The organism is Pseudomonas sp. 10-1B (assembly GCF_000935045.1).
Classification (GTDB): Bacteria; Pseudomonadota; Gammaproteobacteria; order Pseudomonadales; family Pseudomonadaceae; genus Aquipseudomonas.
Genome location: NZ_JYKS01000006.1, coordinates 14,901 through 39,187 on the forward strand (window position 1 = coordinate 14,901; position 24,287 = coordinate 39,187).

General features: G+C 62.6%; 21 protein-coding genes. 15 read left to right on the forward strand and 6 right to left on the reverse strand.

Features of this window, described 5'->3' with window-relative positions; all coding sequences use genetic code 11:
• Nucleotides 1–177: 177 nt before the first annotated feature.
• Genes TZ03_RS05090 through TZ03_RS05100 form a run of 3 tightly spaced genes read right to left on the reverse strand, consistent with a single transcriptional unit; the run spans nt 178 to nt 2,634 of the window.
• The gene (locus tag TZ03_RS05090) at nt 178–945 is read right to left on the reverse strand and encodes a TerB family tellurite resistance protein (RefSeq protein ID WP_051096158.1); all 768 of its coding nucleotides are present in this window, start codon (nt 943–945) and stop codon (nt 178–180) included.
• 1 nt (nt 946) lies between these two features.
• A complete protein-coding gene (gene murU, locus TZ03_RS05095) occupies nt 947–1,618 on the reverse strand; it encodes an N-acetylmuramate alpha-1-phosphate uridylyltransferase MurU (protein WP_051096159.1) in 672 nt (223 codons plus the stop codon).
• Nucleotides 1,615–2,634: an aminoglycoside phosphotransferase family protein gene (locus TZ03_RS05100; protein WP_051096161.1), complete on the reverse strand. Its 1,020-nt coding sequence runs from the start codon at nt 2,632–2,634 to the stop codon at nt 1,615–1,617. The genes murU and TZ03_RS05100 overlap by 4 nt, the downstream gene beginning before the upstream one ends.
• Before the next feature lie 130 nt (nt 2,635–2,764).
• Between TZ03_RS05100 and TZ03_RS05105 the strand changes: the two genes are divergently transcribed.
• The 11 genes from TZ03_RS05105 to TZ03_RS05155 all read left to right on the forward strand — a co-directional run bounded on the left by TZ03_RS05105 (nt 2,765) and on the right by TZ03_RS05155 (nt 16,812).
• A complete protein-coding gene (locus TZ03_RS05105) occupies nt 2,765–5,572 on the forward strand; it encodes an LPS-assembly protein LptD (RefSeq protein WP_051096163.1) in 2,808 nt (935 codons plus the stop codon).
• Complete coding sequence (locus TZ03_RS05110; RefSeq protein ID WP_051096221.1) at nt 5,553–6,872, forward strand: peptidylprolyl isomerase; 1,320 nt, start codon at nt 5,553–5,555, stop codon at nt 6,870–6,872. The genes TZ03_RS05105 and TZ03_RS05110 overlap by 20 nt, the downstream gene beginning before the upstream one ends.
• Nucleotides 6,869–7,858, forward strand: coding sequence for a 4-hydroxythreonine-4-phosphate dehydrogenase PdxA (gene pdxA, locus TZ03_RS05115; RefSeq protein WP_051096165.1), 990 nt, complete (start codon nt 6,869–6,871; stop codon nt 7,856–7,858). The genes TZ03_RS05110 and pdxA overlap by 4 nt, the downstream gene beginning before the upstream one ends.
• Complete coding sequence (rsmA, locus tag TZ03_RS05120; RefSeq protein ID WP_051096167.1) at nt 7,855–8,655, forward strand: 16S rRNA (adenine(1518)-N(6)/adenine(1519)-N(6))-dimethyltransferase RsmA; 801 nt, start codon at nt 7,855–7,857, stop codon at nt 8,653–8,655. Before pdxA ends, rsmA begins: the two co-directional genes overlap by 4 nt.
• 186 nt (nt 8,656–8,841) lie before the next feature.
• Entirely contained in the window at nt 8,842–9,222 is a 381-nt protein-coding gene (gene apaG, locus TZ03_RS05125; protein WP_051096169.1) for a Co2+/Mg2+ efflux protein ApaG, read from the forward strand.
• The gene (locus TZ03_RS05130) at nt 9,222–10,088 is read left to right on the forward strand and encodes a symmetrical bis(5'-nucleosyl)-tetraphosphatase (protein ID WP_051096171.1); all 867 of its coding nucleotides are present in this window, start codon (nt 9,222–9,224) and stop codon (nt 10,086–10,088) included. The genes apaG and TZ03_RS05130 overlap by 1 nt, the downstream gene beginning before the upstream one ends.
• A 14-nt stretch (nt 10,089–10,102) precedes the next feature.
• Nucleotides 10,103–10,432 carry a thiosulfate sulfurtransferase GlpE gene (gene glpE / locus TZ03_RS05135; RefSeq protein ID WP_051096174.1) on the forward strand — a complete coding sequence of 110 codons (330 nt, stop codon included), beginning with the start codon at nt 10,103–10,105 and terminating at the stop codon, nt 10,430–10,432.
• 284 nt (nt 10,433–10,716) lie between these two features.
• Nucleotides 10,717–12,639 (forward strand): PrkA family serine protein kinase, encoded by a 1,923-nt coding sequence (locus tag TZ03_RS05140; RefSeq protein WP_051096176.1) that lies wholly within the window; start codon nt 10,717–10,719, stop codon nt 12,637–12,639.
• A gap of 177 nt (nt 12,640–12,816) precedes the next feature.
• On the forward strand, nt 12,817–14,088 hold the full coding sequence (locus TZ03_RS05145) for a YeaH/YhbH family protein (RefSeq protein WP_051096178.1): 1,272 nt from the start codon (nt 12,817–12,819) through the stop codon (nt 14,086–14,088).
• Nucleotides 14,085–15,653 (forward strand): SpoVR family protein, encoded by a 1,569-nt coding sequence (locus TZ03_RS05150; RefSeq protein ID WP_051096183.1) that lies wholly within the window; start codon nt 14,085–14,087, stop codon nt 15,651–15,653. Before TZ03_RS05145 ends, TZ03_RS05150 begins: the two co-directional genes overlap by 4 nt.
• Nucleotides 15,654–15,705: 52 nt before the next feature.
• Nucleotides 15,706–16,812: a multifunctional CCA addition/repair protein gene (locus TZ03_RS05155; protein WP_051096185.1), complete on the forward strand. Its 1,107-nt coding sequence runs from the start codon at nt 15,706–15,708 to the stop codon at nt 16,810–16,812.
• Between the two features lie 173 nt (nt 16,813–16,985).
• On the opposite strand, the gene folK is transcribed toward TZ03_RS05155, so the two are convergent.
• Nucleotides 16,986–17,495 carry a 2-amino-4-hydroxy-6-hydroxymethyldihydropteridine diphosphokinase gene (gene folK, locus TZ03_RS05160; protein WP_051096187.1) on the reverse strand — a complete coding sequence of 170 codons (510 nt, stop codon included), beginning with the start codon at nt 17,493–17,495 and terminating at the stop codon, nt 16,986–16,988.
• Nucleotides 17,486–17,842, reverse strand: a complete 357-nt coding sequence (gene folB / locus TZ03_RS05165; RefSeq protein ID WP_051096189.1) for a dihydroneopterin aldolase — start codon at nt 17,840–17,842, stop codon at nt 17,486–17,488. The genes folK and folB overlap by 10 nt, the downstream gene beginning before the upstream one ends.
• A 74-nt stretch (nt 17,843–17,916) precedes the next feature.
• Here folB and plsY point away from each other — a divergent pair, with 74 nt between their 5' ends.
• On the forward strand, nt 17,917–18,486 hold the full coding sequence (gene plsY, locus TZ03_RS05170) for a glycerol-3-phosphate 1-O-acyltransferase PlsY (RefSeq protein WP_051096192.1): 570 nt from the start codon (nt 17,917–17,919) through the stop codon (nt 18,484–18,486).
• A 16-nt stretch (nt 18,487–18,502) separates the two neighbouring features.
• Here the strand turns inward: plsY and tsaD are convergent, their stop codons facing one another.
• Nucleotides 18,503–19,528 (reverse strand): tRNA (adenosine(37)-N6)-threonylcarbamoyltransferase complex transferase subunit TsaD, encoded by a 1,026-nt coding sequence (gene tsaD / locus TZ03_RS05175; protein ID WP_051096194.1) that lies wholly within the window; start codon nt 19,526–19,528, stop codon nt 18,503–18,505.
• 204 nt (nt 19,529–19,732) lie between these two features.
• Between tsaD and rpsU the strand changes: the two genes are divergently transcribed.
• From rpsU to rpoD, 3 genes are all read left to right on the forward strand, one after another.
• Nucleotides 19,733–19,948 carry a 30S ribosomal protein S21 gene (rpsU, locus tag TZ03_RS05180; protein WP_003255575.1) on the forward strand — a complete coding sequence of 72 codons (216 nt, stop codon included), beginning with the start codon at nt 19,733–19,735 and terminating at the stop codon, nt 19,946–19,948.
• A gap of 303 nt (nt 19,949–20,251) precedes the next feature.
• Nucleotides 20,252–22,234 carry a DNA primase gene (dnaG, locus tag TZ03_RS05185; protein ID WP_051096196.1) on the forward strand — a complete coding sequence of 661 codons (1,983 nt, stop codon included), beginning with the start codon at nt 20,252–20,254 and terminating at the stop codon, nt 22,232–22,234.
• 67 nt (nt 22,235–22,301) lie between these two features.
• Entirely contained in the window at nt 22,302–24,152 is a 1,851-nt protein-coding gene (rpoD, locus tag TZ03_RS05190) for an RNA polymerase sigma factor RpoD (RefSeq protein WP_051096199.1), read from the forward strand.
• Nucleotides 24,153–24,287 lie beyond the last annotated feature (135 nt).

The following is a 24,287-nucleotide window of genomic DNA, read 5'->3' on the forward strand; positions in this document are numbered from 1 at the left end:
GCTCGCCCGCTCCCACAGGTACTGTGCTGGCTTCGAGTTAACGTTGTACCTGTGGGAGCAACTGTCTTGTATTGCCCGGACTGGCCCCATCGCCGGCAAGCCAGCTCCCACAGGTACTGCACAGGGCTTGAGGCCTATGCGGTCGAGGTGGGAGCGGCTTTAGCCGCGAAGAGGCCCTTATAGCCCCCGCCGCTTGCGGATCATGGCATAGGCCTGGTGCAACTCGCGGGTGCGCTCGGTCGCCTCACGCACCTGCGCCTCGCTGGCACCGGTGCCAGCCAGCTTGTCCGGGTGGTGCCGGCTGACCAGCCGACGATACGCCTGCTTGACCTTGTCGGCCTCGGTATCCGCCTCGACCGCCAGCAAGCGCAACGCTACCGCATAGGTCATGGCAACCCCTTCCGCTCCAGCAGCCTTGCGCGGCTCGTACTCCAGCGACATGGCCTGCAGTTGCCGCCGGCTCACGCCCAGCTTATGCCCCCAGTCCAGCAGCAGCTCACGCTCCTTGTTGCCCATCTTGCCGTCGGCCCAGACCATGCGCCAACACGCACGCAAGGTGCCTTCCGCCGCATGCGGCTGCTGGCGGATACGGCGCAAATGCGCGCCCAGCCGATCCTTGCCCGCCTTGCCGCGGTTGAACGCGGCAATCGCACGCAACCGGGCCGCCTCGGCCAGGTCCAGGCGCACCATTTCCTGGCGTGCCTGCTGGATATGCTGCTCGTCCACCCGGCCATCGCACTTGGCCAGGCGCCCGAGCATCACGAACAGCAACTCGTCGTCACGCAAGGCTGGGCGCCCTCCCAGGCGCTCGCGCATGTCTTCCCAGCCTCGCAAGCGCAAGCGGCGGTCCACGGCCTGGCCGAGCAGCGCACCGAGCAAGGCCCCCGGAATGCTGGCCACGGCAAACCCCGCACCCGCACCAATCACCGTGCCTGGCCACCACATGTCAGGCGCGCTCGCCAATCAGGCGCTCGGCTTGCGCCAGGCGCTCGAGCGTACCTACATCGACCCAGTGCCCGCGATAGTGCTCGCCACTGACCTTGCCCGCCGCCATGGCCTGGCGCAGCAGCGGCGCCAGCTTGAAGGCACCGGGCTGGCAGCCGTCGAACAGCGCGGGGTGCAGCACCGAAAGGCCGCTGAAGGTCAGCGTACCGGGCGCATCGTCGCCATCGACCACCTGCCCGTCCACCAGGCGGAAGTCCCCACGGCCGTGATGGCCAGGGTTGTCGACCAGCACCAGATGGGCCAAGCCTTGCAGGGGAGCCTGCAGGCGCGCGAAGTCGTAGTCGGTCCAGACATCGCCATTGACCAGCAGGAACGGCGCGTCACCCAGCAAGGGCAAGGCCTTGAAGATGCCGCCGCCGGTTTCCAGCGGTTCGCCTTCGGGCGAATAACGGATGCTCAGGCCAAAACGGCTGCCGTCGCCCAGGTGGTCCTCGATCTGCTGACCGAGCCAGGCATGGTTGATCACCACCTCGGTGACACCTGCTGCCGCCAGGGCGCGCAGGTGGTACTCGATCAGCGGCTGGCCGGCGACCGGTACCAACGGTTTGGGGGTATGCAGGGTCAACGGGCGCATGCGCTCGCCTTTGCCCGCCGCCAGGATCATTGCCTTCATGCACGCGCTCCGGCCTGCAACTCGGCAATCAGCTCACCCAGCTCCGCCAATTCGGGCCGGCGACCGATCACTTCTTCTATATAGGCGAAGAAACGTGGTACGTCGCCCAGGTAGCGGGGTTTGCCGTCGCGGTGGCAGATGCGGGCGAAGATGCCAATCACCTTCAAGTGGCGCTGCACGCCCATCAGGTCGCTGGCACGCTGGAACGCCTCGAAATCAGCCTGCACCGGAATGCCGGCAGCCTGCGCCTGCTGCCAGTAGTCACGCAGCCAGCCTTCGACCCGCGCCTGCGGCCAGCTGAGAAAGGCGTCCTTGAACAGGCAGGTGATGTCATAGGTGACCGGGCCGTAGACCGCGTCCTGGAAGTCCAGCACGCCGGGGTTGGGTGCGCTCTGCATCAGGTTGCGCGGCATGTAGTCGCGGTGTACCAGTACCTTGGGCTGGGCCAGGGCGCTGTCGATCAGCAGCTGGCTGACGCGCTGCCAGGTAGCTTTCTGGGCATCGGTGAAGGCCAGGCCAAGCTCGCGTCCCACATACCACTCGGGGAACAGCTCCACTTCGCGGCGCAACAGGGCGTCGTCGTAGCTGGGCAGTGGCGCGTCCATCGGCAGGCGCTGGAACGCCAGCAGGGCGTCGATGGCATCGGCGAACAGGCCGTCGGCGTTGTCGGGTTTGATGATATCAAGGTATGTCTGGTGGCCCAGGTCACCCAACATCAGGAAGCCACGCTCCACGTCCTGGGCGTGGATCAGCGGCACATGCACGCCGGCGCTGGCCAGCAGGTGGTCGATGGCGATGAACGGCCGGCAGTTTTCCTGCGGGGGTGGCGCATCCATGATGACGAAGCTGTGGCCGCCCCCCTGCCAGCGGAAATAACGGCGGAAGCTGGCATCGCTGCTGGCCGCGGTCAGGCTGCCTGCGGGCACTTCGCCCCAGGCGTTGTTCAGGAAAATATCATTGAGCTGCTCATCGAGCCAGACCGTCAGTTGTTGCAGGCGTACATCGTGTTCAGGCATTACAAGGGTCTCCGACGGCCCTAGCCGTCAAGCGGGTCATGCTTTATTATCCAGCATCTTTTTCAGACCATCGAGAGGCGTGCGGCCCCACACGCGGGCAGATGGCACGCAGGAAGCCCGGACTAATAAGATGGCATTGAAATCCCCCGCGTTTCGTAGAAAGTTTCCGTTGCTGGTAACCGGCGGTCTGCTGGCCCTGCAACCTCTGGCCACGTCGTACGTGGTGGCCGCCGAACAGTTCGACTGCCAAGTGTCCGCCTCCGGTGGTTGGGACTGCAAGCCCAAGGCCCCAGTCAACAACCTGCCACCGCGCCCGGTGCACGAGGGTGCTGCTGTCAGCTCCGGCACTGAAGCCGCGAGCGAAGGCGAAACCGCGGACCGGCCAATGCTGGTTACCGAGGCCAAGGGCCGTGGCCTGAAGTCGCGCAGCGAAGACTACAGCCACCTGGACTGGGTGCCGCGGGAAAAACTCACCGCCGCACAGCTGGCCGAAACCGGCCCGTACTGCGGTGGCGCGTATATCGAGCCAAGCCGCCCAGGCATGGCCGACACCACGCCGAAGGACGAGTCACCAACCTACATCAACGCCAAGGTGTCCAAGTACCAGCAGGAGCAGCAGATCGCTACCCTCGCCGGTGACGTGGTAATGCGCCAGGGCAGCATGCAGGCCGAAGCCGACGAGGCCAACCTGTACCAGGCCGAAAACCGGGGCGAGCTCAAGGGCAACGTCAAGATCCGTGACAACGGCTCGCTGGTGGTCGGTGACGAGGCACAGATTCAGCTCGACACAGGTGAAGCCCAGGTCGACAACGCCGAATACGTGATGCACAAGTCACATATCCGCGGCAACGCCCTGTACGCCAAGCGTGGCGAAAACGCCATCATCCGCCTCAAGGACGGTACGTACACCACCTGCGAACCGGGCAGCAACGCCTGGCAATTGAAGGGCAACAACATCACCCTGAACCCGGCCACCGGTTTCGGTACCGCGACCAACGTCACCCTGCGGGTCAAGGATTTCCCGGTGTTCTACACACCGTACATCTACTTCCCGATCGACGACCGTCGCCAGTCCGGCTTCCTGCCGCCGTCGTTCAGCACCAGCAGCGACACCGGCTTCATGCTGGTCACGCCGTACTACTTCAACCTGGCGCCCAACTACGACGCCACGTTGTACCCGCGTTACATGGCCAAGCGCGGCCTGCTGATGGAAGGCGAGTTCCGCTACCTGACCAAGTCCAGCGAAGGGCAGTTCGGTGGCGCGTACCTGAACGACAAGAACGACGACCGCAAAGACCAGACTGACTACAAAGATCAGCGCTGGATGGTCAACTGGCAGCACAAGGGCGGGCTGGACGAGCGCCTGATGGCAGAGGTGGACTACACCGACATCAGCGACCCGTTCTACTTCCAGGACCTGGAGTCCGACCAGATCGGCGTGGAAAGCCGCGACCTACTGAACCAGCAGGGGGCACTGACCTACCGTGGCGACAGTTACACCGCACGGTTGAATGTGCATGCTTACGAAATGGCGACTATCTCGCAGATCACGCCGTATGATCGCCTGCCGCAGATTACCTTCAACGGCATGCTTCCCTACCACCCGGGTGGCTTCGACTTCAGCTACAAAACCGAAGCAGTGCGCTTTGATCGTGATTTGAAGACAGGCCCCGTCTTCAACGAAGATGGGGAACTGGACACCACTGCCGGAGCCAACGGCCAACGTCTTGACGAGAACATTTTTGGTCTCGCAAGGGCCAACGGTACCCGTTTGAACCTCGCGCCGTCCATCAGCCTGCCGATGAACGCCAGCTACGGCTATGTCACGCCGAAGCTGACCTACATGTACACCAATTACGACCTGGACTTGGACAGCGAAGGCAAGGGCGACTTGGCCCGCGCCTCGCAAGCAACCCGCGACCTGCGTGGCGACTTCTCGAGCACCCAGAACCGCGATATCCCGATCTTCAGCGTCGACAGTGGCCTGTATTTCGACCGCAATACCTCCCTGTTCGGCACCAACTACCGCAATACCCTCGAGCCGCGTCTGTTCTACCTCTACGTTCCATACAAGGAGCAGACCGATATCCCGCTGTTCAACACGGGCGAAACACTGTTCAGCTATGACTCGCTGTTCCGCGACAACCGCTTCAGCGGCATCGACCGCATCGGCGACGAGAACAAGCTGTCGCTGGGCGTGACCACTCGCTGGATCGAAGAAAACGGCTTCGAGCGCCAGAACTTCAGCATTGGTCAGGCGTATTACTTCAAGGATCGCAAGGTCCAACTGCCGGGTATCGACTACCGCAACCGCGCCGACTCGCAGTCCGACGTGTCGCCGTACGCGCTGCTGTACAACTACTACTTCAACCGTGACTGGCGCTTCAATTCGACCTACAACTGGGACCCGGACAGCCGCAGCCCACGCTCGGGCAGCGCGATGTTCCACTACCAGCCTGAAGACAACCCGAACAAGGTGGTCAACCTCGGTTATCGCTACCGTAACGACACCATCGCCTACGACTCCACCACCGGTACCTGGAAAGTGGGCGGCGGCGACTATGGCACCCCGGGCAGCCCTAACTATGTGAAGGACTACTACAAGATCCAGCAGCACGACTTCTCGGTCATCTGGCCGATCGTCCCGCAGTGGAGCGTCATCGCTCGCTGGCAGCATGACTACAACCGCAACCGCACCCTGGAAGCCATGGGCGGTTTCGAGTACGACAACTGCTGCTGGAAGCTGCGCCTGATCAACCGCTACTGGATCGACTACGACGACTTCAGCCAAGCCCTTCCGCAGAACGAAAAAGGCGACCACGGTGTCTTCCTTCAGATCGTCCTCAAAGGCCTCGGTGGCGTAGTTGGCAACAAGGTCGAATCTTTCCTCGACCAAGGCATTCAAGGTTATCGTGAACGTGAAGACCAAGCTTATTGATCGTCTGCGCCCAGTGTTGCTGGGCGCCGCTTTGCTGAGTGGCGCGGTGCATGCCGCGGTGCAACCTCTGGATCGCGTGGTGGCCATCGTCGACAACGACGTGGTCATGCAAAGCCAGCTGGACCAGCGTGTCCACGAGGTCCAGCAAACCATCGCCAAGCGCGGCGGTGGCGTGCCACCAACTGGCGCCCTGGAGCAGCAGGTATTGGAACGCCTGATCGTCGAGAACCTGCAGTTGCAGATCGGCGAGCGCTCCGGCATCCGTATCACCGACGAAGAGCTGAACCAGGCCATCGGCACCATTGCCCAGCGCAATGGCATGTCGCTGGAGCAGTTCCGCGCAGCCCTGGCCCACGACGGCCTGTCGTTCGATGACGCCCGCGAGCAGGTCAAGCGCGAGATGATCATCAGCCGCGTGCGCCAGCGCCGCGTGGCCGAGCGTATCCAGGTGTCGGAGCAGGAAGTGAAGAACTTCCTCAACTCCGACATGGGCAAGATGCAGATGTCGGAAGAGTACCGCCTGGCCAACATCCTCATCCCGACCCCGGAAGCGGCCAACTCGGATGACATCCAGAAGGCTGCGCGCCAGGTCGGCGATGTGTACCAGCAGCTCAAGCAAGGCGCGGACTTCGGCCAGATGGCCATTGCCCGTTCGGCCAGTGAAAATGCCCTGGAAGGCGGCGAGATGGGCTGGCGTAAAGCCGCCCAGCTGCCACCCGACTTCGCCAAGATGCTCAGCAGCATGCCGGTAGGTGAAATCACCCAGCCGATCCGCATCCCCAACGGCTTCATCATCCTCAAGCTCGAGGAGAAGCGCGGTGGCAGCGAGAACGTGCTGCGTGATGAAGTACACGTGCGCCACATCCTGATCAAGCCAAGCGAAATCCGCAGCGAGGCGGCCACCGAGCAACTGGCCGAGCGCCTGTACGACCGGATCCAGAACGGCGAAGACTTCGGCGAGCTGGCCAAGAGCTTCTCGGAAGACCCGGGTTCGGCGCTCAACGGCGGCGACCTCAACTGGGTAGACCCGAACAGCCTGGTACCGGAATTCCGCGAACAGATGGCCAACGCCCAGCAAGGCGTCGTGACCAAACCGTTCAAGACCCAGTACGGCTGGCACGTTCTGGAAGTGCTGGGCCGCCGCGCCACCGACAGCACCGAGCAGGCGCGCGAACAGCAGGCCCTTAGCGTGCTGCGCAACCGCAAGTACGACGAAGAGCTGCAAACCTGGCTGCGCCAGATCCGCGACGAAGCCTACGTTGAAATCAAGCTGCCTGGCGCCGACCAGGCCACCCAGTGAAGCCCCTGCGCTTCGCCGTCACCCCCGGCGAGCCGGCCGGCATAGGCCCCGACCTGTGCCTGCTGCTCGCCGCAGACGCCCAGCCCCACCCCCTGATCGCCATCACCAGCCGTGACCTGCTCGCCGAGCGGGCCACGCAGTTGGGGCTGGCCGTCAACCTGCTGCCGGTAGCGCCGGGCCAATGGCCCGAGCAGCCGGCGCCAGCGGGTAGCCTGTACGTCTGGGATACCCCACTGGCGGCCCCGGTAGCGCCAGGCCAGCTCGACAAAGCCAACGCGACGTTCGTGCTGGAAACCCTGACCCGCGCCGGGCAAGGCTGCCTGGACGGGCATTTCGCCGGGATGATCACCGCCCCTGTGCACAAGGGCGTGATCAACGAAAGCGGTATCGCCTTCTCTGGGCATACCGAATTCCTTGCCGAACTGACCCACACCGCGCAAGTGGTGATGATGCTGGCCACCCGTGGCCTGCGCGTGGCCCTGGTGACCACACACCTGCCACTGCGCGACATTGCCGACGCCATCACTGCCGAGCGCGTCGAGCGCGTCACCCGTATCCTGCATGCCGACATGCGCGACAAGTTCGGCATAGCCAACCCGCGCATCCTGGTATGTGGCCTCAACCCGCACGCGGGTGAAGGTGGCCACCTGGGCCGCGAGGAAATCGACATCATCGAGCCGACCCTGGCCCGCCTGCGCACCGAAGGCATGGACCTGCGCGGGCCGTTGCCGGCCGATACCCTGTTTACCCCCAAATATCTGGAGCACTGCGACGCGGTGCTGGCGATGTACCACGACCAGGGCCTGCCCGTACTCAAGTACAAAGGCTTCGGCGCCGCGGTCAACGTGACCCTGGGCCTGCCGATCATCCGCACATCGGTCGACCACGGCACCGCCCTGGACCTGGCCGGCACCGGCAAGGTCGACACCGGCAGCCTGCGCGTCGCGCTGGAAACCGCCTACCAGATGGCCGAGAACCGACCATGAACGAGCAATACCAACACCGGGCGCGCAAGCGCTTCGGCCAGAACTTCCTGCACGACGCCGGCATCATCGACCGCATCCTGCGCGCCATCAACGCCAAGGCCGGCGAACACCTGCTGGAAATCGGCCCGGGCCAGGGCGCCCTGACCGAAGGCCTGCTGGGCAGCGGCGCACAGCTGGACGTAGTGGAGCTGGACAAGGACCTGGTGCCGATCCTGCAGCACAAGTTCGCTGGCCGCAGCAATTTCCGCCTGCACCAGGGCGACGCCTTGAAGTTCGACTTCAACCAGCTGGGCGTACCGCCGCGCAGCCTCAAGGTGGTGGGCAACCTGCCCTACAACATCTCCACCCCGCTGATCTTCCACCTGCTCAGCCACGCCGGGCTGATCCGCGACATGCACTTCATGCTGCAGAAGGAAGTGGTCGAGCGCATGGCCGCCGGCCCTGGCGGCGGTGACTGGGGGCGCCTGTCGATCATGGTGCAGTACCACTGCCGGGTCGAGCACCTGTTCAACGTTGGCCCTGGCGCCTTCAACCCACCACCGAAAGTGGATTCGGCCATCGTCCGCCTGGTACCGCACGAAGTGCTGCCACACCCGGCCAAGGATGCACAGCTTCTGGAACGCGTGGTGCGCGAGGCGTTCAACCAGCGCCGCAAGACCCTGCGCAACACCATGAAGGGCCTGCTCGACAGCCAGGCCATCGAAGCCGCTGGAGTGGACGGCAGCCTGCGCCCTGAACAGCTGGACCTGGCGGCCTTCGTGCGCCTGGCTGACCAGCTGGCCGATCAGCAAGCCTGATTCAGCCTGTTCCGGCCTCTTCGCGGGCAAGCCCGCTCCTACAGGACCGTGCGGTCCTTGTAGGAGCGGGCTTGCCCGCGAAAGGGCCGGCACTGACGACAAAGATCTCAAGCCCCACACCGCTGGCCCTTCCCCCTCCCAATGGCCTAGACTGCATTATTGCGTCAGTTCGCCCAAGGCCCTTGCATGTCCGACCCCCGCTATCAGATCGACGTCAGCGTCGTGACCCGCTACCTCAAAGAACAATCCGACCCGGAAAACAGTCGTTTCGCTTTTGCCTACACCATCACCGTGCAGAACAACGGCTCGCTCAAGGCCAAGCTGCTGTCGCGCCACTGGCTGATCACCAACGGTGACGGCGAGGTCGAGGAGGTGGGCGGTGCTGGCGTGGTCGGCCAACAGCCCAATATCGACCCGGGCCAAAGCCATACCTACAGCAGTGGCGCGGTCATCAGCACCCGCGTAGGCACCATGCAGGGCAGCTACCAGATGTTCGCCGAAGACGGCAAACGCTTCGACGCCGAGATCGCCCCCTTCCGCCTGGCGGTGCCCGGGGCGCTGCACTGATGGCCACCTACGCCGTCGGAGACCTGCAGGGCTGCCTGCAGCCACTCAAGTGCCTGCTCGAACGCGTCGGCTTCAATCCGGCCGTCGACCGCCTGTGGCTGGTCGGCGACCTGGTCAACCGCGGCCCCGAATCACTGGAAACCCTGCGCTTCCTTTACGCCATGCGCCAATCGCTGGTCTGCGTGCTGGGCAATCATGACCTGCACCTGCTGGCCGCCTGGCACAACGTCGAGCGCCTGAAGAAAAGCGACACCCTGCGCGAGATCATCGAAGCGCCGGACGCCGACCAGCTGTTCGACTGGCTGCGCCAGCAAAAGCTGCTGCATTACGACGAGCCCCGTGGCATCGCCCTGGTGCACGCGGGCATTCCGCCACAATGGACCTTGGGCAAAGCCCTGGAGCTGGCCGCCGAGGTCGAGGAAGTGCTGCGCGATGACGGGCGCCTGAAGCTATACCTCGACGGCATGTACGGCAATGAGCCGAACAAGTGGAGCAAGAACCTCAGTGGCATCGAACGCTTGCGGGTCATCACCAACTACTTCACCCGCATGCGTTTCTGCACCGCCGAAGGCAAGCTCGACCTCAAGAGCAAGGAAGGCCTGGGTACCGCCCCCAAAGGCTACAAGGCCTGGTACGCGCACAAGGACCGCCGTTCACGCCATGTGAAGATCATCTTCGGCCACTGGGCCGCCCTGCAGGGCAAGGTGGACGAACCCGGCATCATCGCCCTGGACACCGGCTGCGTATGGGGCGGGGCCATGACCCTGTACAACGTCGACAGCGGTGAATACCACCACTGTGACTGCACCGACGACGGCAACTTACGCCTCCCCGTGCAAACGCCTACACTCAACGATCATCCCTGAAGGAAGCCGTACCCATGAGCGAATTCAAGCGCATCCCTCCCGAGCAGGCCTTGGCCCTGCGCGCGCAAGGTGCGGTAGTCGTCGACATTCGCGACCCCCAGGCCTTTGCCGCCGGCCACATCACCGGTGCCAAGCATCTGGATAACCATTCGGTCGCCGAGTTCATCCGCAATGCCGACCTCGATGCGCCGACCCTGGTGGTCTGCTACCACGGCAATTCCAGCCAGAGCGCCGCGGCCTATCTGGTTGGCCAGGGTTTTTCGGACGTCTACAGCGTGGACGGCGGCTTTGAGCTGTGGCGCACCACCTATCCGGCCGAGACCGCGCAAGGCAGCGCCGAATAAATTTTTTCATTTTTACTGCAGCCCGCGCCCCGTGCGGGCTTGCGGCTTATCTGACGAACGGTCGTTCGCAACTTCTCCACCCCTCCCCCTTGAACTTACCGATAACCAACTATTCTTAAGCGCAGGCCATCCAGAAAAAGGGGAGAGCCGGTACACCGGCGTGCGGGTCATCGGTAGCGTTACAAGGTGTCCTGGGGGGTATACAGCAATCGGCGAACCCGGTTGCATGCCAGCATCAGCTGACTGATCCGGCGTCGTCTCCACGTATCGAGCGAGGTGACGTCATGAGTATTTTTAGCCACTTCCAACAACGTTTCGAGTCTACGCGCCAGGAAGAACTCTCGCTGCAGGAGTACCTCGAGCTGTGCAAAGAGGATCGCAGTGCCTACGCATCGGCGGCCGAACGGCTGTTGCTGGCCATCGGTGAGCCAGAGCTGATCGACACCTCTACCAACTCCAGGCTGTCGCGAATCTTCTCCAACAAGGTTATCCGTCGCTATCCGGCCTTTGCCGACTTCCATGGCATGGAAGAGTGCATCGACCAGATCGTGTCGTACTTCCGCCACGCCGCCCAAGGCCTGGAAGAAAAGAAACAGATCCTCTACCTGCTGGGCCCGGTGGGCGGCGGTAAATCGTCGCTGGCCGAAAAACTCAAGCAGCTGATGGAAAAGGTACCGTTCTACGCCATCAAGGGCTCGCCAGTGTTCGAGTCGCCGTTGGGGCTGTTCAACGCCACCGAAGACGGGGCCATCCTCGAGGAAGAGTTCGGCATCCCGCGGCGCTACCTGAACACCATCATGTCGCCCTGGGCGACCAAACGCCTGCAGGAGTTCGGCGGCGACATAAGCAAGTTCAAAGTGGTCAAGCTGTACCCGTCGATCCTCAACCAGATCGCCATCGCCAAGACCGAACCCGGCGACGAGAACAACCAGGACATCTCTGCCCTGGTCGGTAAAGTGGATATCCGCAAGCTCGAGGAATTCCCGCAGAACGACGCCGATGCCTACAGCTATTCGGGCGCACTGTGCCGGGCCAACCAGGGCCTGATGGAATTCGTCGAGATGTTCAAGGCACCGATCAAGGTGCTGCACCCGTTGCTCACCGCTACCCAGGAAGGCAACTACAACAGTACCGAAGGCCTCGGCGCCATCCCCTACTCCGGGATTCTGCTGGCCCACTCCAACGAGTCGGAGTGGCATACCTTCCGCAACAACAAGAACAACGAGGCGTTCATCGACCGGATCTACATCGTCAAGGTGCCGTACTGCCTGCGCGTCAGCGACGAAATCAAGATCTACGACAAGCTGCTGATCAACAGCTCGCTGGCCAGGGCCCACTGCGCGCCAGACACGCTGAAGATGCTCGCCCAGTTCACCGTGCTGTCGCGCCTGAAAGAGCCGGAAAACTCCAACATCTACTCGAAGATGCGCGTGTACGACGGGGAAAACCTCAAGGACACCGATCCGAAGGCCAAATCGATCCAGGAATACCGCGATGCAGCAGGCGTCGACGAAGGCATGAACGGCCTGTCGACCCGCTTCGCCTTCAAGATCCTTTCCAAAGTCTTCAACTTCGACCCACATGAAATTGCTGCCAACCCGGTCCACCTGCTGTATGTGCTGGAACAGCAGATCGAACAGGAGCAATTCCCCGCGGAAGTGCGCGAACGCTACCTGCGCTACCTGAAGGAGTACCTGGCACCGCGCTACATCGAGTTCATCGGCAAGGAAATCCAGACCGCCTACCTGGAGTCCTACAGCGAATACGGCCAGAACATCTTCGACCGCTACGTGTTGTACGCTGACTTCTGGATTCAGGACCAGGAATACCGCGACCCGGAAACCGGCGAAATCCTCAACCGTATCGCCCTCAACGAGGAGCTGGAGAAGATCGAGAAGCCGGCCGGCATCAGCAACCCGAAAGATTTCCGCAACGAAATCGTCAACTTCGTGCTGCGTGCCCGGGCCAACAACAACGGCAAGAACCCGAGCTGGCTGAGCTACGAAAAGCTGCGGGTGGTGATCGAGAAGAAAATGTTCTCCAACACCGAGGACCTGCTGCCGGTCATCAGCTTCAACGCCAAGGCCAGCAAGGAGGACCAACAGAAACACAACGACTTCGTCACGCGCATGGTGGAACGTGGCTACACCGACAAACAGGTTCGTCTGTTGTCGGAATGGTACCTGCGGGTCAGGAAATCGCAATAAAGCGGCAAGCTGCCCAGTGGCAAGCTACAAGCTGCAAGCCGCAAGCTGTTTGGCGCCGGGCGCAAGCCAGGCGCCAATATACGCGGCAGTGATGGCTGCTTTTACTTGCAGCTTGAAGCTTGCTGCTTGGGGCTTATGGCTCGTGGCTTGCAGCTGCATCCAGTCACCGGAGGGACCATGAGCTACGTTATAGACCGACGCCTGAACGGCAAGAACAAGAGCACGGTCAACCGCCAGCGCTTCCTGCGGCGGTACCGTGAACACATCAAGAAGGCCGTCGAAGAGGCGGTGAGCCGGCGTTCCATCATGGACATGGAACATGGCGAGCAGATCAGCATTCCGGGGCGCGACATCGACGAACCAGTGCTGCACCATGGTCGCGGGGGCAAGCAGACCATCGTGCACCCAGGCAACAAGGAATTCACCGCCGGCGAACATATCGCCAGGCCGCAAGGCGGCGGCGGGGGTGGCGGCCGTGGCAAGGCCGGCAACTCCGGTGAGGGCATGGACGACTTCGTCTTCCAGATCACCCAGGAAGAATTCCTCGAGTTCATGTTCGAGGACCTCGAACTGCCCAACCTGGTCAAACGTCACCTGACCGGGGCCGATACTTTCAAGACCGTACGTGCCGGTATCGCCAACGAAGGCAACCCGTCGCGCATCAATATCGTGCGCACCCTGCGTTCGGCCCATGCCCGGCGTATCGCCCTGACCGGCAGCAGCCGCGCACTGCTGCGCGAAGCGCAAAAGGAACTCGCCCGCCTGCGGGTCGAGGAGCCAGACAACTTCACCGATATCCAGGAAGTCGAGCAGGAAATCGAACGCCTGAAGGCACGTATCAACCGCCTGCCCTTCCTCGACACCTTCGACCTCAAGTACAACCTGCTGGTCAAGCAACCCAACCCCAGCTCCAAGGCGGTGATGTTCTGCCTGATGGACGTGTCCGGCTCGATGACCCAGGCCACCAAGGACATCGCCAAGCGCTTTTTCATCCTGCTGTACCTGTTCCTCAAGCGTAACTACGACCGCATCGAAGTGGTGTTCATCCGTCACCACACCAGCGCCCGTGAAGTCGACGAGGAAGAATTCTTCTACTCGCGGGAAACCGGCGGCACCATCGTCTCCAGCGCGCTCAAGCTGATGCAGGAGATCATGGCCGAACGCTACCCGGCCAGCGACTGGAATATCTACGCCGCCCAGGCCTCCGATGGCGACAACTGGAACGACGACTCGCCAATCTGCCGCGAAATTCTCTCCAAGCAGATCATGCCGCATGTGCAGTACTACACTTACGTCGAGATCACCCCCCGTGAACACCAGGCGCTGTGGTACGAATACGAGCGCATCGGCGAAGGTTTCCCTGACACGTTCGCCCAGCAGCAGTTGGTCTCGGCCGGCGATATCTACCCGGTCTTCCGTGAACTCTTCCAGCGCAGGTTAGCCACATGACCGCCAGAGCACAGAGACGCCAACCCATTTCCACCGGATCAGAGTGGACGTTCGAACTGATCCAGACCTACGACCGGGAAATCAGCCGCCTGGCTGAGCGTTACGCCCTGGACACCTACCCCAACCAGATCGAGGTGATCACCGCCGAGCAGATGATGGACGCCTACGCTTCCGTCGGCATGCCGCTGGGCTACCACCACTGGTCCTACGGCAAGCAGTTCCTCAGCACGGAAAAATCCTACAGCCGCGGCCAGATGGGCCTGGCCTACGAGATCGTGATCAACTCCGACCCGTGCATCGCCTACCTGATGGAAGAAAACACCATGTGCATGCAGGCACTGGTGATCGCCCACGCCTGCTACGGCCATAACAGCTTCTTCAAAGGCAACTACCTGTTCCGCACCTGGACCGACGCCAGTTCGATCATCGATTACCTGGTGTTCGCCAAGCAGTACATTGCCCAGTGCGAAGAGCGCCATGGCATCGATGCCGTGGAAGACCTTATCGACTCCTGCCATGCCCTGATGAACTATGGCGTGGACCGCTACAAGCGCCCCTACCCCATTTCCGCCGAAGAGGAGCGGCGGCGGCAGAAGGAACGCGAAGAACACCTGCAACGGCAAATCAACGACCTGTGGCGCACCATTCCGAAAAGCGCCGAGAAGGGTAGCGAACGCGATGATGCGCGCTTCCCCGCCGAACCGCAGGAAAACATCCTGTATTTCATCGAGAAGAACGCCCCACTGCTCGAGCCCTGGCAGCGCGAAGTGGTACGCATCGTGCGCAAGATCGCCCAATACTTCTACCCGCAGCGCCAGACCCAGGTGATGAACGAAGGCTGGGCAACGTTCTGGCACTACACGCTGATGAACGACCTGTACGACGAGGGGCTGATCACCGAAGGCTTCATGATGGAGTTTTTGCAATCGCACACCAGCGTGGTGTTCCAGCCCGGCTTCGACAGCCCTTACTACAATGGCATCAACCCCTACGCACTGGGCTTTGCGATGTACACCGACATCCGCCGCATGTGCGAAAACCCGACCGAGGAAGATCGCCGCTGGTTCCCCGACATTGCCGGCAGCGACTGGCTTTCTACCATCAAATTTGCCATGAGCAGCTTCAAGGACGAGAGCTTCATCCTGCAGTACCTGTCACCCAAAGTGATGCGCGACCTCAAGCTGTTCAGCATCCTCGATGACGACCAGCGCGACGACCTGCTGGTGCCTGCCATCCATGACGAAGCCGGCTACCGGGTCATCCGCGAGCAACTGGCGGCACAGTACAACCTGGGCAACCGCGAACCGAACGTGCAGATCTGGAGCGTCGACCGCCGCGGCGACCGCTCGCTGACCCTGCGTCACCAGCAACACAATCGCAAACCGCTGGGCGACTCGACCGATGAAGTGCTCAAGCACCTGCACCGCCTGTGGGGCTTCGATATCCACCTGGAGACCGTACAGGGCGAGCAGGTGATGAAAACCCACCACATGCCCCCACACGGCGAGCACGGCGAAAGCGCCGACTACGGCCGCATGGACCTGGCAGTCATCCACCACCTCTAGGGCGCCATAACTGCCGACAGGGTATCCTGTCGGCAGTTATGGAGAGCTGCACATGCACATCTACAAAGTCGGCGGCGCCGTGCGCGATCGCCTGCTCGGCCGCCCCGTCAGCGATATCGACTGGCTGGTGGTCGGCGCCACGGTCGAGGAAATGCACGCCAAGGGTTATCGGCCGGTCGGTGCCGATTTTCCGGTGTTCCTGCACCCGAAAACCGGCGAGGAGTACGCCCTGGCGCGCACCGAGCGCAAGAGCGGGCGTGGCTATGGTGGTTTCACCTTTCACGCCAGCCCGGACGTAACCCTGGAAGAAGACCTGATCCGTCGCGACCTCACCATCAATGCGATGGCCGAGGATGAAGCGGGCAAGGTCCACGACCCCTACCATGGCAAGGACGATCTCGATCAGCGCCTGTTGCGCCACGTTTCACCGGCATTCGCCGAAGACCCCTTGCGCGTGCTGCGCGTTGCCCGCTTTGCTGCCCGTTATGCACCGCTGGGTTTCCGGGTCGCTGACGAGACCCTGGAATTGATGCGCCAGATCAGTGCCTCGGGCGAGCTGCAGGCACTGACCGCCGAGCGCAGTTGGAAGGAAATCGAGCGAGCGCTGATGGAAGCGCAACCGCAGGTGTTCTTCCAGGTGCTACGCGCATGCGATGCCCTGCAAGCGCTGCTACCCGAGCTTGCTGACAGCCCCCAGGCCTTGCCAGCGCTGGAGCAGGCTGCGTTGCACCAGCAGCCCCTGCATGTACGCTGGGCCTGCCTGTTGCACGAGCTGGCCCCGGCCTCGATCAAAGCCGTCAACCAGCGCCTCAAGGCGCCACGGGAATGCCAGGAACTGGCACTGCTGACGGGTGAGTGCCTGACGCGGGGCAATCAGGCGCGGGAGCTGCCGGCCACGGCACTGCTGGAGCTGTTGCAGCGGTTCGATGTGTACCGCCGGCCGCAGCGGTTCGAGGATTTCATTGCCGCGTGCGAGATGGTGGCGCTGGGCGCTGGCAAGTCGGGTTATCCACAGGCCGAGTATCTGCGTGGTGCAGCGGCGGTAGCGCGAGCGGTGGATGTGAAGCCGCTGGTGCAGGCCGGGCTGGCAGGCCAGGCACTGGGCGAAGCGCTCAAAGGTGAGCGGCTAAAAGCGCTTCAGGCTTACAAGCTCGGTTGAACATACCGGCCTCTTCGCGGCTGAAGCCGCTCCCACCTCGACCGCATAGGCCTCAAGCCCTGTGCAGTACCTGTGGGAGCTGGCTTGCCCGCGAAGAATCCAACGCGGTGCATGGCACCGGCTTCGCCGGTGTTCGCGGGCACGCCCGCTCCCACAATGAACGCGAGAGCCGGTCAGGCCGGGGTCAGCTGCAACCCACGCCATTCAAAGGCGACCGGGGCCAGTACCTGGTCGATCTGCGCCTCTTGCCACAACTGCGCCATGCTCTTGCCCACCCCCGGATGCACCAGCTCAGGGGCCAGCAGCGATAGCGGCCACAGCACAAAGGCATTCTTCAGGATCTCGGCACGAGGCAGCACCAGCCCATCGAAGGTGCCGTGCAAATCGTCATACATCAGCACGTCGATATCCAGCGGCAGCCCTTTGCGGTCCGGCGCATAACGCCCGTTGTCAGCCTCGATGAACTTCAGCCGGCGGTCCAGCTCGATCAGCGGCAACGCAGTCTGCCCGGTCACCACGAAATTGATGAACGGCCCGCTCTTGATCCCGACAGCCTGGCTTTCGAAAGCCGGCGAGCAGCGCATGTCGGTCAGGATGCCCGCCAATGCATCGAGCCCGGCGCACAGGTGCGCCTCGCGCTCGATGTTGCTGCCAAGGCCCAGGTAAACCGTGCTCAGAGACATCCGCGCTCGATCTCCACGCCAACACCACCACGGGCCGCTGGCACCGCCCCCGGCTTGGTCAGCTTCAACCGCACCCACGGAATATGGAACTCTTCCATCAGCACCGCCACCAGCCGCTCGGCAAAGGTTTCCACCAGCTCGAAGCGCGCCTGCTCGGCAAACGCCTGGATGCGCGCAGACACACTGGCGTAGTCCAGCGCCAGGCTCAGGTCGTCACCGGCCGCAGCCGGGCGGTTGTCCCAGGCAAAGCTCAGGTCCAGGCGCAAGCACTGGCGAATATCCCGCTCCCAGTCATAGGCACCGATGACGGTATCGACTTCCAGGCCTTCGATGAACACTCTGTCCAAGCACTTCTCTCCACAGCACGACAAGGGCGACTGGCGCCGTTAGAATCAGGGCGTCCTCGCCCGGAATAGTTAGCATGTTTTGGTTACTGGCGTTGCTCGCCTACCTGCTCGGCTCGCTGTCCTTCGCCATTGTCCTCAGCCGCCTTACGGGCAGCCCAGACCCGCGTTCCAGCGGCTCAGGCAATGCCGGCGCCACCAACATGCTACGCCTGGCAGGCCGTAAACTGGCGATCCTGACCCTGCTTGGCGACCTGTGCAAGGGCTTGTTGCCAGTATTGCTCGCCCGCCTCGCCGGGCTGGACCTGAACGCGCAGGCCTGGGTTGGCCTGTGCGCGGTGCTGGGTCACCTGTTCCCGCTGTACTTCCGCTTCCAGGGCGGCAAGGGCGTGGCGACAGCCGCCGGCATGCTCATGGCCCTGTACTTGCCGGCGGCGCTGCTGGCCATCGGTGCCTGGCTGCTGACCTTCTACCTTACCCGTACCAGCTCGCTGGCAGCCCTGATCGCCACGCCGCTGACCTTGCCATTGCTGGCCTGGCGCGAGCCGGAGGCGCTGCTGCCGATCACCGTGCTCACGGTAATGATCGTGTGGCGCCACCGCAGCAACCTGCGCGACCTGTTCGCCGGGCGCGAACGGCACTTCTGACCTTCACGTACAAACCTTACAGCGGCGGCAACTGCTCCATTGGCCAGCGTGCCTGCACACTGATTGCCAGGTCCTGCTGCTGCCCGGCCAACAGGCGCTGGCAGCCAGCATAGGCGATCATCGCGCCGTTGTCGGTGCAGAACTGCGGACGCGCGTAGTACACGTTGCCCTTGATGCTGCCCAGCATGTCCCCGAGAGACGCGCGCAGGGCCTTGTTGGCACTGACGCCACCGGCAATGACCAGGCGTTTGAGGCCGGTCTGCTTCAGCGCCCGCTTGCACTTGATGGTCAAAGTCTCCACCACCGCCTGCTGGAATGCCAGGGACAGGTCGCAACGGGTTTGCTCACTGTCGTCGCCGGCGTCGCGGCACTGCTGCCAGGTGTTGAGGGCGAAGGTTTTCAGGCCGCTGAAGCTGAACTCCAAACCCGGGCGGTCGGTCATCGGCCGCGGGAATACGAAGCGGCCAGGCACCCCGCGCTCGGCCAGGCGGGCGATTTCCGGGCCGCCAGGGTAGTTCAGGCCGATCAGCTTGGCGGTCTTGTCGAACGCTTCACCGGCGGCGTCATCCAGGCTCTCGCCCAGCAGCTCGTACTGGCCAATACCATCGACGCGCACCAGCTGGGTATGGCCGCCCGAAACCAACAAGGCGACGAACGGAAACTCGGGTGGATTTTCTTCCAGCATGGGGGCCAGCAGGTGGCCTTCCATATGATGCACGCCGATCGCCGGGATGTCCCAGGCAAAGGCCAGGGCCTGGGCGCAGGAGGCCCCCACCAGCAATGCTCCAACCAGGCCAGGGCCCGCGGTGTAGGCGATGGCATCGATCTCGGTGGCCACGCAGCCGGCTTCGTCCAGCACCTGGCGGATCAGCGGCAGCATGCGCTTGACGTGGTCACGCGAGGCAAGCTCGGGCACCACGCCGCCGAACACGCGGTGCAGGTCGATCTGGCTGAACAGCGCATCGGCCAACAAACCGCGCTCGCTGTCATATAATGCGACTCCAGTTTCGTCGCAGGATGTTTCCAATCCCAGTACTAGCATGGGCTCGTCCCTTGTGGGGGCTGAATTCGAAGCCGCGCATGATAGTCCCCGTACCGGATGCCGACCAGCGGTTTTCGATCAGAGGCTTTGCATTCCGGCTTACTAAGGGTTAACATCCGCAACCCTTGAAAACCGACGTTCTCCAGCACACCTTTGTTTTGCCAGGAGCACGTCTACCCCGGTAATGAATTAAGGTAGCCCTGGATGCCAGCCGTCAAAGTTAAAGAGAACGAACCCTTCGACGTAGCTCTGCGTCGTTTCAAGCGCTCCTGCGAAAAAGCCGGTGTACTGGCTGAAGTTCGTAGCCGCGAGTTTTACGAGAAGCCGACCGCCGAGCGTAAGCGTAAAGCAGCTGCTGCTGTTAAGCGTCACGCCAAGAAAGTTCAGCGCGAACAGCGCCGCGCCGTTCGTCTGTACTAATACAGGCGTTCTACGCAAAGCTTCTGCCCTGCCCGGCTCACCGCCGGGCCGATGGCAGTGGTTGTTTCAAACTTGAGCAGCTAGCTCAAGGCCCTGCACAAGCTTCATGCGGACTGCAATGGGCAACCTGCCTGAAACGTCAGAGCTGGTCCTCCTTGTTGTAAGACCAGACGTGCACGTCCGACTGACGGGCCCCCAGGGGCTGGCGACGAGCACACATTCCCTCGCACTTCCCCAAGCGGCACCCGCCCCATTCGGCGCGTGAGCGATTAGACTTGCCAGTTGCCAGATGACGAGACTGCCATGGCCGGGCTGATTCCCCAGAGTTTCATTGACGACCTGATCAACCGCCTCGACATCGTCGACGTGGTGAGTTCGCGCGTCCAGCTGAAAAAAACCGGCAAGAACTACTCCGCCTGCTGCCCGTTCCACAAGGAAAAGACCCCTTCCTTCACGGTCAGCCCCGACAAGCAGTTCTACTACTGCTTCGGCTGCGGCGCCGGCGGCAACGCCCTGGGCTTCGTCATGGACCACGACAACCTGGACTTCCCCCAGGCCGTCGAGGAACTGGCCCGCGCCGCCGGCATGGAAGTGCCCCGCGAGCAAGGCCGCCGTGACCACAAGCCACGCCAGCCGACCGACTCGCCGCTATACCCGCTGCTGGACGCCGCCTCGGAGTTCTACCGCCAGGCCTTGCGCAGCCACCCGACCCGCAAGGCGGCGGTGGATTACCTCAAGGGTCGCGGCCTGTCCGGGGAGATCGCCCGCGACTTCGGCCTGGGCTTCGCCCCGCCGGGCTGGGACAACCTGCTCAAGCACCTGGGTGCCGACACCCTGCAGCAGAAAGTGATGATCGATGCTGGCCTGCTGATCGAGAACGCTGAAAGCGGCAAGCGCTACGACCGCTTCCGCGACCGCGTGATGTTCCCGATCCGCGACAGCCGCGGGCGCATCATCGCCTTCGGTGGCCGGGTGCTCGGCGACGACAAGCCCAAGTACCTGAACTCACCGGAAACCCCGGTGTTCCACAAAGGCCAGGAACTGTACGGGCTGTATGAGGCACGCAAGCACAACCGCAACCTCGACGAGATCATCGTCGTCGAGGGCTACATGGACGTCATCGCCCTCGCCCAGCAGGGCCTGCGCAATGCCGTAGCCACCCTCGGCACCGCCACCAGCGAAGAGCACCTCAAGCGCCTGTTCCGCGTGGTACCCAGCGTGCTGTTCTGCTTCGACGGCGACCAGGCCGGGCGCAAGGCCGCCTGGCGCGCCCTGGAGTCGACCTTGTCGAACCTGCAGGATGGCCGCCGCGCGCGCTTCCTGTTCCTGCCCGAGGGCGAAGACCCGGACAGCCTGGTACGCGCCGAGGGCACCGACGCCTTCAGGGCCCGCATCAACCAGCACGCCCAGCCGCTGGCCGACTACTTCTTCGAGCAACTGGGCGTTGAAGCCGACCCACGCTCACTGGAAGGCAAGGCGCACATGGCGACCCTGGCCGCACCGCTGATCGAAAAGATCCCCGGGGCCAACCTGCGCCAGTTGATGCGCAACCGCCTGAGAGAAATCACCGGCCTGGACCCACAGCAGGTCGAGCAGCTGGCGCAACAAGCTCCAGCGGCCAGTAACGTGCCGGACTACGACCCTGGCTACGACTACGATGCCATGGCCAGCTACACCCCCGACTACGGCGACATGCCGCAGCACGACTATGCCCCCGTTCATCAGGAACAGGAGTGGAAGCCGAACAAGGGGGGTGGCAAGAAACAGTGGAGCGACAAGCCCTGGGACAAGAACCGCAAGGGCGGCAAGCCTTGGCAGCAGCGTGACGAAGCGCCACCGCGCGTGCCGGCGCCGGTCGAGCCGCCCACCCTGGCCGCCCTGCGCACCTTGCTGCACCACCCGCTGCTGGCCGGCAAGGTAGAAGATGCCAGCCACTTCGCCGACGAAGACCACCTGTATAGCCAACTGCTGGTGGCACTGATCGAAGCCGCGCAGAAAAATCCTGGGCTAAGCTCAATGCAGCTGATCGCACGTTGGCATGGCACCGAACAAGGCCGCCTGCTACGGGCACTGGCAGAAAAGGAATGGCTGATCGTGGCCGACAACCTTGAACAACAGTTTTTCGACACTATAACTAGCTTGTCCGCCCGCCAACGCGAGCGCAGCCTGGAACAACTGCTCAGGAAATCACGTCAAAGCGAATTGACCAGCGAGGAAAAAACTCAGCTCCTCGCCCTGCTGAGCCGGAATGTTCCCGCACAAACGCCGACCTCATCTGGCGCGTGAGGCCCATGCTCGGGTATAATCCTCGGCTTGTTTTTTGCCCGCCAAGACCTTCAGTGGATAGGGTGTTATGTCCGGAAAAGCGCAACAGCAGTCTCGTATCAAAGAGTTGATCACCCGCGGTCGTGAGCAGGGCTACCTGACTTACGCGGAGGTCAACGACCACCTGCCTGAGGATATTTCAGATCCGGAACAGGTGGAAGACATCATCCGCATGATCAACGACATGGGGATCAACGTATTCGAGAGTGCTCCGGATGCGGATGCCCTTCTGTTGGCGGAAGCCGACACCGACGAAGCCGCGGCCGAAGAAGCCGCTGCTGCGTTGGCGGCAGTTGAAACCGATATCGGCCGCACGACCGACCCGGTGCGCATGTACATGCGCGAAATGGGTACCGTCGAGCTGCTGACCCGCGAAGGCGAAATCGAAATCGCCAAGCGTATCGAGGAAGGCATCCGTGAAGTCATGGGCGCCATCGCCCACTTCCCGGGCACTGTCGACTACATTCTCGGCGAATACGACCGCGTCACCAGCGAAGGTGGCCGTCTGTCCGACGTCCTCAGCGGTTATATCGACCCTGACGACAACATCGCCGCGCCGACCGAGGAAGTGCCGATCCCCGGCTCCAAGGCCGCTGCCGCGAAGGAAGAGTCCGACGACGAAGAAGAAGAGTCCGAAAGCGGTGACGACGAGGAAGAGACCGAGAGCGGCCCGGACCCGGAAGTTGCCCGCCAGCGTTTCGGTGCGGTCTCCGACCAGCTTCAGGCGACCAACAAGGTCCTGAAGAAGAACGGCCGTGGCCACAAGGAAAGCATCGAGGCCCTTCAGGCCCTGGCCGACCTGTTCATGCCGATCAAGCTGGTACCCAAGCAGTTCGAAGTGCTGGTCGAGCGTGTTCGTGATGCCCTGAGCCGTCTGCGCCAGCAAGAACGCGCCATCATGCAGCTGTGCGTACGTGACGCTCGCATGCCTCGCGCCGACTTCCTGCGCATGTTCCCGAGCAACGAAACCGACCAGACCTGGAGCGGTGACCTGGCCAAGCGCAACACCAAGTGGGCTGCCGCCCTGGGTGAAAAGGACGCTGCCATTGTCGCTTGCCAGCAGAAGCTGATCGACCTTGAGAGCGAAACCGGCCTGACCGTTGCCGAGATCAAGGAAATCAACCGTCGCATGTCGATCGGTGAAGCCAAGGCCCGCCGCGCCAAGAAAGAAATGGTCGAGGCGAACCTGCGTCTGGTGATCTCCATCGCCAAGAAGTACACCAACCGTGGCCTGCAATTCCTCGACCTGATCCAGGAAGGCAACATCGGTTTGATGAAAGCGGTGGACAAGTTCGAATACCGTCGCGGCTATAAGTTCTCGACCTATGCCACCTGGTGGATCCGCCAGGCGATCACCCGTTCGATCGCCGACCAGGCACGCACCATCCGTATTCCGGTGCACATGATCGAGACGATCAACAAGCTCAACCGTATTTCCCGGCAGATGCTGCAGGAAATGGGTCGCGAACCGACCCCGGAAGAGCTGGGCGAGCGCATGGAAATGCCTGAGGACAAGATCCGCAAGGTACTGAAGATCGCCAAAGAGCCGATCTCCATGGAAACCCCGATCGGTGACGACGAAGATTCGCACCTGGGCGACTTCATCGAGGACTCGACCATGCAGTCCCCGATCGACGTGGCCACGGTCGAAAGCCTCAAGGAAGCCACCCGTGACGTGCTCTCGGGCCTGACCGCACGCGAAGCCAAGGTGCTGCGCATGCGTTTCGGTATCGACATGAACACCGACCATACCCTCGAAGAGGTGGGCAAGCAGTTTGACGTGACCCGTGAGCGGATCCGTCAGATCGAAGCGAAGGCGTTGCGCAAACTGCGCCACCCGACTCGCAGCGAGCACCTGCGCTCCTTCCTCGACGAGTGATGACAAAACCCCGGCCCAGGCCGGGGTTTTTCATTTCCGCCAGTTGAAACAATTGCGCCCCTTGTAGGAGCGGGCTTGCCCGCGAACACCGGCACAGCCGGTGCCATCCTCCGCGGCGCCGGTTTCGCGGGCACG

What these genes read in the sequence shown, in the direction of transcription:
- TZ03_RS05090 (WP_051096158.1), bottom strand. Translation starts at nt 945, where the DNA reads ATGTGGTGGCCAGGCACGGTGATTGGTGCGGGTGCGGGGTTTGCCGTG.
- murU (WP_051096159.1), bottom strand. Translation starts at nt 1,618, where the DNA reads ATGAAGGCAATGATCCTGGCGGCGGGCAAAGGCGAGCGCATGCGCCCG.
- TZ03_RS05100 (WP_051096161.1), bottom strand. Translation starts at nt 2,634, where the DNA reads ATGCCTGAACACGATGTACGCCTGCAACAACTGACGGTCTGGCTCGAT.
- TZ03_RS05105 (WP_051096163.1), top strand. Translation starts at nt 2,765, where the DNA reads ATGGCATTGAAATCCCCCGCGTTTCGTAGAAAGTTTCCGTTGCTGGTA.
- rsmA (WP_051096167.1), top strand. Translation starts at nt 7,855, where the DNA reads ATGAACGAGCAATACCAACACCGGGCGCGCAAGCGCTTCGGCCAGAAC.
- apaG (WP_051096169.1), top strand. Translation starts at nt 8,842, where the DNA reads ATGTCCGACCCCCGCTATCAGATCGACGTCAGCGTCGTGACCCGCTAC.
- TZ03_RS05130 (WP_051096171.1), top strand. Translation starts at nt 9,222, where the DNA reads ATGGCCACCTACGCCGTCGGAGACCTGCAGGGCTGCCTGCAGCCACTC.
- glpE (WP_051096174.1), top strand. Translation starts at nt 10,103, where the DNA reads ATGAGCGAATTCAAGCGCATCCCTCCCGAGCAGGCCTTGGCCCTGCGC.
- TZ03_RS05140 (WP_051096176.1), top strand. Translation starts at nt 10,717, where the DNA reads ATGAGTATTTTTAGCCACTTCCAACAACGTTTCGAGTCTACGCGCCAG.
- TZ03_RS05145 (WP_051096178.1), top strand. Translation starts at nt 12,817, where the DNA reads ATGAGCTACGTTATAGACCGACGCCTGAACGGCAAGAACAAGAGCACG.
- TZ03_RS05150 (WP_051096183.1), top strand. Translation starts at nt 14,085, where the DNA reads ATGACCGCCAGAGCACAGAGACGCCAACCCATTTCCACCGGATCAGAG.
- TZ03_RS05155 (WP_051096185.1), top strand. Translation starts at nt 15,706, where the DNA reads ATGCACATCTACAAAGTCGGCGGCGCCGTGCGCGATCGCCTGCTCGGC.
- folK (WP_051096187.1), bottom strand. Translation starts at nt 17,495, where the DNA reads ATGTCTCTGAGCACGGTTTACCTGGGCCTTGGCAGCAACATCGAGCGC.
- plsY (WP_051096192.1), top strand. Translation starts at nt 17,917, where the DNA reads ATGTTTTGGTTACTGGCGTTGCTCGCCTACCTGCTCGGCTCGCTGTCC.
- tsaD (WP_051096194.1), bottom strand. Translation starts at nt 19,528, where the DNA reads ATGCTAGTACTGGGATTGGAAACATCCTGCGACGAAACTGGAGTCGCA.
- rpsU (WP_003255575.1), top strand. Translation starts at nt 19,733, where the DNA reads ATGCCAGCCGTCAAAGTTAAAGAGAACGAACCCTTCGACGTAGCTCTG.
- dnaG (WP_051096196.1), top strand. Translation starts at nt 20,252, where the DNA reads ATGGCCGGGCTGATTCCCCAGAGTTTCATTGACGACCTGATCAACCGC.
- rpoD (WP_051096199.1), top strand. Translation starts at nt 22,302, where the DNA reads ATGTCCGGAAAAGCGCAACAGCAGTCTCGTATCAAAGAGTTGATCACC.